Source organism: Pseudogracilibacillus amylolyticus (SeqCode) (assembly GCF_051918545.1).
Classification (GTDB): Bacteria; Bacillota; Bacilli; order Bacillales; family Amphibacillaceae; genus Pseudogracilibacillus.
In genome coordinates this window covers 1-328 of record NZ_JBPPZG010000065.1, presented here as the reverse complement: position 1 = coordinate 328, position 328 = coordinate 1, and positions in this window count along the sequence as shown.

Genomic DNA, 328 nt, shown 5'->3' with positions numbered 1-328 from the left:
ACGAACAGGTGCAGTAATCGAATATAGCGAGCTGTTTTTTTGCACATGAATTTATCTATGTATAACAAAAAGTTCCCCTAAAAATAGCTGTCTGAAAAAGTGTTGACATTCCAGAGTTCATACATCGCGCAGGGTAACGTGAGAACCTCTTGCGTGCCCCTAATTGAGTTCATACATCACGCAGGGGAACGTGAGAACATCTTGTGTGCCCCTAATTGAGTTCATACATCACGTAGGGGAACGTGAGAACATCTTGCGTGCCCCTAATTGAGTTCATACATCACGTAGGGTAACGTGAGAACCTCTTGCGTGCCCCTAATTGAGTTCA